Source organism: Streptomyces sp. NPDC059456 (assembly GCF_042750055.1).
GTDB lineage: Bacteria > Actinomycetota > Actinomycetes > Streptomycetales > Streptomycetaceae > Streptomyces.
Genome location: NZ_JBHYVA010000358.1, coordinates 1 through 8,451, shown reverse-complemented (window position 1 = coordinate 8,451; position 8,451 = coordinate 1). Strand labels below are relative to the sequence as shown.

The following is an 8,451-nucleotide window of genomic DNA, read 5'->3' as shown; positions in this document are numbered from 1 at the left end:
CACCCCCCTCGGGGTAATCGGACTTGGGTCGTGTCGGTTGATCCGGTTTGGGGCCGGGCGCCGCGGGCCGCATCGGCAAGGCAACAGGAGGCGGCACCCGTGCACGGCGACCCGGCAACCATCCGCAAGATCCTCACCGAGCTCGGCGACACCTGGGCCGTGGTGGGGCTGTCCGCCAACCAGGGCCGGGCGGCCTACGGGGTGGCCCGTACGCTCCAGCGGTTCGGCAAGCGCATCGTTCCCGTGCACCCGAAGGCGGAGACCGTCCACGGCGAGCGGGGGTACGCCTCGCTCGCGGAGATCCCGTTCAAGGTCGACGTGGTGGACGTCTTCGTGAACAGCTCCCTGGCGGGTGCGGTCGCCGACGAGGCGGTGGCGGTGGGCGCGCAGGCCGTCTGGTTCCAGCTGGGCGTGATCGACGAGGAAGCCTGCGCGCGCACCCGCGACGCCGGTCTGGACGTGGTGATGGACCGCTGCCCCGCTATCGAGATCCCGGCGCTGTAGCCGGCCCCCGTACGCGGTCGACGGGCGGGATGGAGACGGCCATGGTCATCTCCATCGGGCCGGGGCCTTCGTTGCGGTAGGCGTGCGGGAGGTCCGCCTCGAAGGAGACCGCCCCGCCCGCCGGCACCGCGTACCGCTCGTCGCCCACGATCAGCGTCAGCTCCCCGGCCGTGACGTGCAGCATCTCGAAGGTGCCGGCCGGGTGCGGGTCGGAGGCCGTCCCGTCGCCCGGTTCCAGCCGGTAGGTCCACAGCTCCACCGGGCCGCGCCGGTCGTCGCCGAGCAGCATGCTCGCGCCGCTGCCCGCGCCGGTGGACCACATCCGCACTCCCTCGCCGGGCTGCACGACGTGCACCTGCGGGGTCCGGTCGTGGTCCAGCAGGGTGGTGATGCTCACGCCCAGGGCGTCGGCCAGCTTGACCGTGGTGCCGACGCTGGGGTTCGTACGGGCCTGCTCGATCTGGATGATCATGCCTCGGCTCACTCCGGCGCGGGCCGCCAGCGCGTCCAGCGTGAAACCGCGCTCCCCGCGCCACCTCTTGAGGTTCCGGCCGAGGGCCTGGGTGAGCTGTTCGAGGTCCGACACCGTTGCGCCCCCATGACTGGCGTCCAATATTTTGACTGGCGTAGTTCAATGCACTGAACTACCGTGCGTCGTGCTGCACGCTGCACTCCACCGTTCACCGCACTGTACTGCGAGGCCCCTGCCATGACCGCCTTCTTCGCCCTGGCCACAGCCGTGCTCTGGGGTCTCGCCGACTTCGGCGGCGGGCTGCTGACCCGCCGCCTCCCGGCGCTCACGGTGGTCGTGGTCTCCCAGGTCCTCGCCGTGATCGCACTCGGCGCGGTCGTCCTGGGCACCGGCGCCTGGCGGGAGGCCGGTCCGCAGCTGTGGTTCGCGGTCGCCGCGGGCCTCGTCGGACCGGTCGCCATGCTCAGCTTCTACAAGGCGCTGGCCCTCGGGCCGATGGGCGTGGTCTCGCCGCTCGGCTCGATCGGGGTGGTCGTGCCCGTCGCGGCGGGGCTGGCGCTGGGCGAGCGCCCCGGGCCCGGCCAGTTCGCCGGGATCGCGGTGGCCGTCGTGGGCATCGTCCTCGCGGGCGGGCCGGAGCTGCGCGGTGCACCCGTACAGCGGCGGGCCGTCGTGCTCACCCTGACCGCCGCCTTCGGCTTCGGTGCGGTGATGGCGCTGATCGCGCACGCCTCCACCGGCGTGACCGGCCTCTTCCTCGCCCTGTTCGTCCAGCGGGTCACCAACGTGGCCGCGGGCGGCGCGGCCCTGTGGTTCCGGGCCCGGCGCGGCGCCCCGGTCCTGCCGGCGGGGACGGGTCCGCGCGTCCTGTGGGGCCTGCTGCCCGCGCTGGCCTTCGTCGGCCTCGCCGACGTCGCGGCGAACGGCACCTACTCGGTCGCCGCCCAGCACGGTCCGGTGACCGTGGCCGCCGTGCTCTCCTCGCTCTACCCGGTCGTCACCGCGCTCGCCGCCTTCGTGGTGCTCAAGGAGCGGCTGCGGACGGTGCAGGCCGCCGGCGCCGGCCTGGCCCTCGCCGGCACGGTCCTCCTGGCCGCCGGCTGACCCGGTCCGGCCCCCGGGCGAACCGCCCCCTCAGGCGGGTTCCGCGGCGGTGCCGGCCGCGCGCTGCTCGGCCTCCGCCAGCTGCGCCACCGCGCGCAGCTGCTCCGGCGTCACCCCCTCCGGGATCGGCACCGGCGCCGGGGTCCGCAGCGGGGGCTGCCAGCCCGTCTCCGGCCGCCACCGGCGGACGATCCGCGCGGGCGCCCCGGCCACCACGGCGTGGTCCGGCACCTCGCCCCGTACGACGGCTCCCGCGGCCACCACCACGTTGCGGCCCAGCCGGGCTCCCGGCAGGATCACCGCTCCCGTGCCGAGCCAGCAGCCCGGGCCGATCTCCACCGGGGCGCTGCGCGGCCACTGCTTGCCGACGGGCTCGTGCGGATCGTCGTAGCTGTGGTTCGTGGAGGTGATGTAGACCCCGGGCCCGCAGAAGGTGTCGTTGCCGATGGTGATCCTGGTGTCGGCTATGACGTGGGTGTCCCGGCCGAGGACCACGCCGTTGCCGAGGACCAGCACCGGCTCGCTGCCGAGGTCGAGGCCGGGCATCATCCCGGCGGTCAGCGTGACCTGCTCGGCGATGATGCAGTGCTCGCCGAGGCGGATCCACGGCTCGCCGAACACCGTGCCCTGGGGGAAGGCGAGGCGGGTGCCGTGCCCGATGGCGCCGAAGCGCAGCCGGCCGGGGGTCTGCGCGGTGACCGCGCCGGCCTGTTGCATCCAGCGCCAGCCGGCGTGGACCGCACGGTTGGCGAGCCTGCGGCGCAAGGACGCCAGGGCCGTCACGGCAGGCAGGGATGAGAACGTGTTCTGGTTCTTCGGCACCGGGTCACCGTAACGCGCCGGACGCCCCGAGCGCGCCGTGATCTTCACCCCATCGCCGGGTCTGCGGGGTGCGTGCCCTACCGTGCCGGTAGCGCGACACGGCACGGCAGACACGGACTGAGGAAGAGAACATGACGTATCAGGCGGACCAGGGCCAGGCACTCGTCGCGGGCGTGGGCGGCAAGAACCCGCGGATCGACCCCACGGCCTTCACCGCGCCGACCTCGGTCGTGGTCGGCGACGTCACGATGGCCCCGGGCGCGAGCATCTGGTACTCGGCGGTGCTGCGCGCCGACTGCGGCCCGATCTCGCTCGGCGCGGACAGCAACGTGCAGGACAACTGCACGCTGCACGTCGACCCCGGCTTCCCGGTCACGATCGGCGAGCGCGTCTCCATCGGCCACAACGCGGTGGTGCACGGCTGCACGGTCGAGGACGACTGCCTCATCGGCATGGGCGCCACCGTCCTGAACGGCGCGGTGATCGGTGCCGGCTCGCTGGTGGCGGCGCAGGCGCTGGTCCCGCAGGGCATGGTGGTCCCGCCCGGGTCGCTGGTCGCGGGAGTGCCGGCCAAGGTGCGGCGGGAGCTCACCGACGAGGAGCGCGAGGGCATCAAGGTCAACGCGCTGATGTACGCGGACCTGGCGAAGCAGCACCGCGCGGCCGTCCAGCCCGAGCAGTAGCCGGTCTGAGCAGTGGCCGGCCCGAGCAGTGGCCGGCCGGCGCGCAGGCCGTGCCCGTTCGGCCCGCGCCGTACCCGTACGGCCCGCGGCCGCAGGCGGTCCGGCCGCCTGGCGGTCCGGCCGCCTGGCGGACCGGCCGTGCGGCGGACCGGCCGTGCGGCGGACCGGCCGTGCGGCGGACCGGCCGTGCGGCGGACCGGCCGTGCGGCGGACCGGCTGGGTGGCGGTGCGCCGGGTGGCGGTGCGTTATTCGGCTGCGGCCGGCTCCGCGGCGGCGGTCGTTCCCTCCGCCGCGGCCGCCTTCTTCATGCGGCTGCGCAGCACCAGCGTCACGGTGAGCCCGATCAGCAGGGCCACCACCAGCGCCACCCAGGAGAAGCCCTTCAGCCACGGCTCCGCGACGATGCCGATCGAGTAGATGACGGCCGTGGTGCCGCCCGCCCAGAGGATCCCGCCGAGGACGTTCGCGATCAGGAACCGCCAGTACGGCATGTGCAGCACGCCCGCCAGCGGACCGGCGAAGATCCGCAGCAGGGCCACGAACCGCCCGAAGAAGACGGCCCACATGCCCCACTTCTCGAAGGAGCGCTCGGCCTGCGCCACGTGCTGCGGCCCGAAGTGCTTGGGGAAGCGCCGGCCCAGCTTCTCCAGCAGCGGCTTGCCGCCCCTGCGGCCGATCGCGTAGCCGATCGAGTCGCCCACGATCGCCCCGGCGGAGGCGCAGACCCCCAGGACCACGGGGTCGATCTCCCCGTGCTGCGAGGCCAGCAGCGCCGAGCTGACCAGGACGATCTCCCCGGGCAGCGGGATGCCGAGGCTCTCCAGCCCGATGACCAGACCCACCAGGAGATAGATGCTGACCGCCGGAATCGTCTCCAGCCATTCCTGGATGTGCACCGGTACGTCCTCCCGTATCGCGGCGGCGCGTCCGCTGTGACACGCCGAACGGGCAGCCTATCTGCTCGTGAACACAGCCTTCGCCTTCAGGTGGAGTTCGCGGGAGGAACGGCCCGCGAACACTTCGCGAAGGCCTGAGCCCGGCACCCAGGCGTGCAGTTCGGGATCCCAGGAGGAGAGCGTGCGGGCGTCGAGGTCGAGGACCACCCGCTGCGCCTCGCCCGGTGCCAGGGTGAGCCGCCGGTAGCCGGCCAGTGCGCGCACCGGCTGGTCGAGCGTCAGCTCGGCGGAGGGGCCGACGTACACCTGGGCCACTTCGGTGCCCTTGCGGCGCCCGGTGTTGCGGACCGTGAACTCCACCCGGAGCCCGCCGCGCTGCGGCCGGACGCTCAGCTTCTCGTACGCCCAGGTCGTGTACGAGAGCCCGTGCCCGAACGGGAACAGCGGGGCCACCTGCTGCGCGTCGTACCAGCGGTGCCCGACGTGGACGCCCTCGCCGTACTCCTGCCGGCCGCCCACACCCGGGTAGCGCACCGGGTCCCCGCCGACCGGGGTCGCGTGCTCGTCGGCCGGGAAGGTCTGGGTGAGCCGGCCGCCCGGGTCCACGTCCCCGAAGAGGACGTCGGCGGTGGCGGCCGCCCCCTCCTGGCCCGGGTAGTACATCTGGAGGACCGCCCCGGTACCGGAGAGCCACGGCATGGTCGTACCGGAGGGGGTGTTGAGCACGACCGTGGTGCGGGGGTTGACGGCGGTGACCGCCTCGATCAGCCGCGGCTGCCCGCCCGGCAGCCCCAGCGAGGTCCGGTCGGTGCCCTCGGTGGCGTCGTCGTAGGCGAACAGCACGACGGCGTGCGCCTCCCCGGCCGCCTTCACGGCCTCGGCGAGGTCGGCGGCCCGGGTCGCCTTCGTGGTGTGCAGCAGCCGGAACCGCTGGCCCTTGTCCCCGCCCTCGGCGAAGACGGCGAGCCGGTGCGGGCCCGCCGTGAGGGCGAGGGTGCGGCGGCGTACGGCGAACCCGTCGGCGGCCCGGGCGAGGAGGCCGCCGGCGAACTGCTCGGCCGCGCCCTGCCGGACGGGAAAGAGCTCCTCGCCGTCGAGGCGCACGCCGGGCCGCTTCCCGGTGTAGTGGACGAGCAGCGTCCACTCGTCGTCCGCGGCGAGCGTGAACGTGCCCTCGTGGCTCCAGCTCCGACCGGCGTCCACCCGCCGGTCGGCCAGGTCGGCATCCGGGGTGAGCAGCTTCGGCGGGAGCGGGCGGCCGTACAGGTCCTCGCCGAGCGCGTGGCGGACCGTACTGCCGTTGCCGGCGCGCCGTCTGATCGCGTCGAGCGGGGCGGCCGCCCGGTCGGGGACCACGTGCGCGCTGCCCCCGCCGCCGACGAAGGGGACCTGCCCGGTGGGGCCGATCACGGCGATCGAGCGGGCGGCGGCGCCGGTCAGCGGCAGGGTGGCGTGCTCGTTGCGCAGCAGGACCGCCCCGGCCGCGGCGACCCGGCGGGCGACCCGGGCTCCCGCGGCCGCGTCGCGGGCGGGCCGGGCCGGCGGGCGCGCGGCCAGCAGCCCGAACCGGTCCATCGTGGCCAGGATCCGGCGGACCGCGAGGTCCACGGTGTCCTCGCGGACGGAGCCGCCGCGCACGGCCTGGCGGAGCGGGTCGCCGAAGTGGGTGCCGCCGGGCATCTCCATGTCGAGGCCGGCGCCGATGGCGGCGACGGTGCTGTGGGCCGCGTCCCAGTCGGACACCACCCAGCCGCCGAACCCCCAGCGGCCGCGCAGCACCTCGTCGAGCAGCGGCTTGTTCTCGCAGGCGTACGTGCCGTTGACCTTGTTGTACGCGCCCATCACGGCGCCCGCTCCGGCGCCGACGGCGGCCTCGAAGCCGCGCAGCTCCGTCTCGTGCAGGGTCTGTTCGGCGGCCACGGCGTCGACGGTGTCGCGGCCCCGCTCCTGGTTGCCGAGCGCGAAGTGCTTGACGGTGGCGATGAGCCCCTCGTCCTGGATGCCGCGGACCACTTCCGCGACGAGGTCCGCCGTCAGCCGGGGGTCTTCGGAGAAGGTCTCGAAGTTCCGCCCGGCGTACGGGGTGCGGATCAGGTTGGCCATCGGGGCGAGCGCGACGTCCTGTCCCAGGGCCCGGCCCTCGCGGCCGATGACCCTGCCGTACTCGCGGGCCAGCGCCGGGTCGAAGGCGGAGGCCAGCATCACCGGCGCGGGCAGCGCGGTGGCCGGCTCGGCGACCCGGACCCCGGCGGGCCCGTCGGCGAGGCGCAGCGCCGGGATGCCCAGGCGCGGTACGCCCGGCAGGTACCCGGCCTGGCCGAGCGGGGCGGGGTCGCGGGCGCCGTGCAGCAGGGAGGTCTTCTCCTCCGGGGTGAGCCGCTCCAGCAGGGCGTCGATCCGGGCGGCGCTGCCGGGCCGGCCGGGCACCGCGGTCGCGCCCCCGGAAGCCCGGGCCGCACGGGGGACGGCGTCGGGCGGCACCGCGGCCACGCAGCCGCCCGTTCCCAGCGCGGCGCCCGCCGCCGCGAGCAGCCGCATCGCGGAACGTCTGGACACGGCCTCGCTCATGGGGGGCTCCCTGCGGCTCCGGGCGGCGCGAGCGGCCCGCGCCGGACCTCTCCCGCGCCCACTGTGCGGCGCGGGCCCGGCCGGCCGGTGCGGGCGCGCCACCGCTGCGGCGAGGTTCAGCCCTGCGGCGGCGGCTCCGGGAGTTCGCCGTCACGGCGGGCCGCGTCCTGCGCCTGCACCCGCGCCTCCGTGCGGTGCCCGCGCGCGATGTAGTCCCGTACGACGGCCTCCACCGCGTCCTGGGGCGAACCGATCCCGGCGAGGACCATCACCTCCACCACGAGCCCGGCGTCGAGACTGATGTCGACCTTGGCCACGGCCACCTCCTGAACAGTCGCCCGGACTCCAGCCATCCCCCGTACTCGGGGGCCCGACACGCGCGGGCGCGCAAAGAAGTCGGACACCGCTGAGAACAGAGGGAACGCCGAGGACGCAGAAAGCACGGAACCCGCCCAAGGGCGAGGGTTCTTCCTCGTCCCCGGGCGGGTCCTGGACCGGCGGCACCGCCCACGCACGGGCGGCCGCCGGCGACTAGGCGTTCGGGCGGAGCGTCCAGACGACGGTCATTTCGCCCGTCACGGCCTCGTCCTCGCGCTGGATGGCGATGGTGACGGGGAACTCGGGGCGGCCGCCCGCGTCGAGTTCGGCGATGACCTCGGCGGCCGGGCGGCCGAGGGTGGCGGTCGCGGTCACGACGCCCTTGGCGAGCTTCTTGTAGCCGATCTCGGCCTTGACGGCGAGGGGCACGGCGCGCGAGAGCTGGTCGCCGAAGGCGGCCAGGACGATGGCGCCGCTCGCGGACTCGGCGAGGGTGAACATGGCGCCGGCGTGCGGGCCGCCCACGTGGTTGTGGTAGTCGGGCTGGTCGGGCAGCCGGACGACGGCGCGCTCGGGGGTGGTCTCCAGGAACTGGAGGTTCAGGGTCCGGGCCATCGGCACCGTAGCGGCGAGCAGTTCGCCCACGTTCATCTGGTCTGCGCTCATGACAGGCGATGTTACCCACCAGTAGACAGCCTTGGCCAGACCTGCCCGGGGGCGGCCGTGGCCCCTGTCACCCCCGCCCACTATCGTTACCGGCCATGTGGCCAGGACAGCAGCAGCCGCCCGGGGGAGAACAGAACCCCCAGGACGCGCATCAGAACCCGTACCAGCAGCAGCCAGGACAGGGACAGCAGCCGAACCCGTACCAGCAGCAGGCCGGCTACGGGTACCCGCAGGCGGGCTACCAGGCACCCCCGCCGGTGCAGCCCTGGGGCCAGCCCCAGCAGGCCGCGGCGCCGCCGCGCACCCCCGCCCGGATCCCCCCCGCCCCCCACAACCCCGCCGGAGACCCCGGGGGCGCCCGCGCCGCCGGGGGCGCCCCCCCCCCCGCCCGCGAGGTCTCCGGGCGCCGCTAAAAAA

The 8,451-nt window shown here is 74.8% G+C and carries 10 protein-coding genes; 4 read left to right on the top strand and 6 right to left on the bottom strand.

What is annotated here, in order from left to right; translation table 11 throughout:
- The first annotated feature begins 99 nt into the window (after positions 1-99).
- Positions 100-504, top strand: a complete 405-nt coding sequence (locus ACFXA3_RS26630) for a CoA-binding protein (protein WP_385190833.1) — start codon at positions 100-102, stop codon at positions 502-504.
- Here the strand turns inward: ACFXA3_RS26630 and ACFXA3_RS26625 are convergent.
- Entirely contained in the window at positions 482-1,090 is a 609-nt protein-coding gene (locus ACFXA3_RS26625; RefSeq protein ID WP_385190832.1) for a helix-turn-helix domain-containing protein, read from the bottom strand. The two genes, ACFXA3_RS26630 and ACFXA3_RS26625, sit on opposite strands and share 23 nt — an antisense overlap.
- A 123-nt stretch (positions 1,091-1,213) precedes the next feature.
- On the opposite strand from ACFXA3_RS26625, the gene ACFXA3_RS26620 reads away from it, so the two are divergent.
- Positions 1,214-2,080 (top strand): EamA family transporter, encoded by an 867-nt coding sequence (locus ACFXA3_RS26620; RefSeq protein WP_385190830.1) that lies wholly within the window; start codon positions 1,214-1,216, stop codon positions 2,078-2,080.
- Positions 2,081-2,110: 30 nt separating this feature from the next.
- Here ACFXA3_RS26620 and ACFXA3_RS26615 read toward each other — a convergent pair whose 3' ends face one another.
- Positions 2,111-2,902, bottom strand: a complete 792-nt coding sequence (locus ACFXA3_RS26615; RefSeq protein ID WP_385190829.1) for an acyltransferase — start codon at positions 2,900-2,902, stop codon at positions 2,111-2,113.
- 131 nt (positions 2,903-3,033) lie between these two features.
- Between ACFXA3_RS26615 and ACFXA3_RS26610 the strand changes: the two genes are divergently transcribed.
- Positions 3,034-3,585, top strand: coding sequence for a gamma carbonic anhydrase family protein (locus ACFXA3_RS26610; protein ID WP_385190828.1), 552 nt, complete (start codon positions 3,034-3,036; stop codon positions 3,583-3,585).
- A gap of 246 nt (positions 3,586-3,831) precedes the next feature.
- Here the strand turns inward: ACFXA3_RS26610 and ACFXA3_RS26605 are convergent, their stop codons facing one another.
- The 4 genes from ACFXA3_RS26605 to ACFXA3_RS26590 all read right to left on the bottom strand — a co-directional run bounded on the left by ACFXA3_RS26605 (position 3,832) and on the right by ACFXA3_RS26590 (position 8,034).
- Positions 3,832-4,482 carry a DedA family protein gene (locus tag ACFXA3_RS26605; RefSeq protein ID WP_385190827.1) on the bottom strand — a complete coding sequence of 217 codons (651 nt, stop codon included), beginning with the start codon at positions 4,480-4,482 and terminating at the stop codon, positions 3,832-3,834.
- Positions 4,483-4,539: 57 nt separating this feature from the next.
- Entirely contained in the window at positions 4,540-7,050 is a 2,511-nt protein-coding gene (locus tag ACFXA3_RS26600; RefSeq protein ID WP_385190826.1) for a beta-glucosidase, read from the bottom strand.
- A gap of 116 nt (positions 7,051-7,166) precedes the next feature.
- Entirely contained in the window at positions 7,167-7,367 is a 201-nt protein-coding gene (locus tag ACFXA3_RS26595; protein ID WP_385190825.1) for a DUF2191 domain-containing protein, read from the bottom strand.
- A 214-nt stretch (positions 7,368-7,581) separates the two neighbouring features.
- Complete coding sequence (locus ACFXA3_RS26590; RefSeq protein WP_181382609.1) at positions 7,582-8,034, bottom strand: DUF4442 domain-containing protein; 453 nt, start codon at positions 8,032-8,034, stop codon at positions 7,582-7,584.
- Positions 8,035-8,129: 95 nt separating this feature from the next.
- Between ACFXA3_RS26590 and ACFXA3_RS26585 the strand changes: the two genes are divergently transcribed.
- Positions 8,130-8,447: a hypothetical protein gene (locus ACFXA3_RS26585; RefSeq protein WP_385190824.1), complete on the top strand. Its 318-nt coding sequence runs from the start codon at positions 8,130-8,132 to the stop codon at positions 8,445-8,447.
- Positions 8,448-8,451 lie beyond the last annotated feature (4 nt).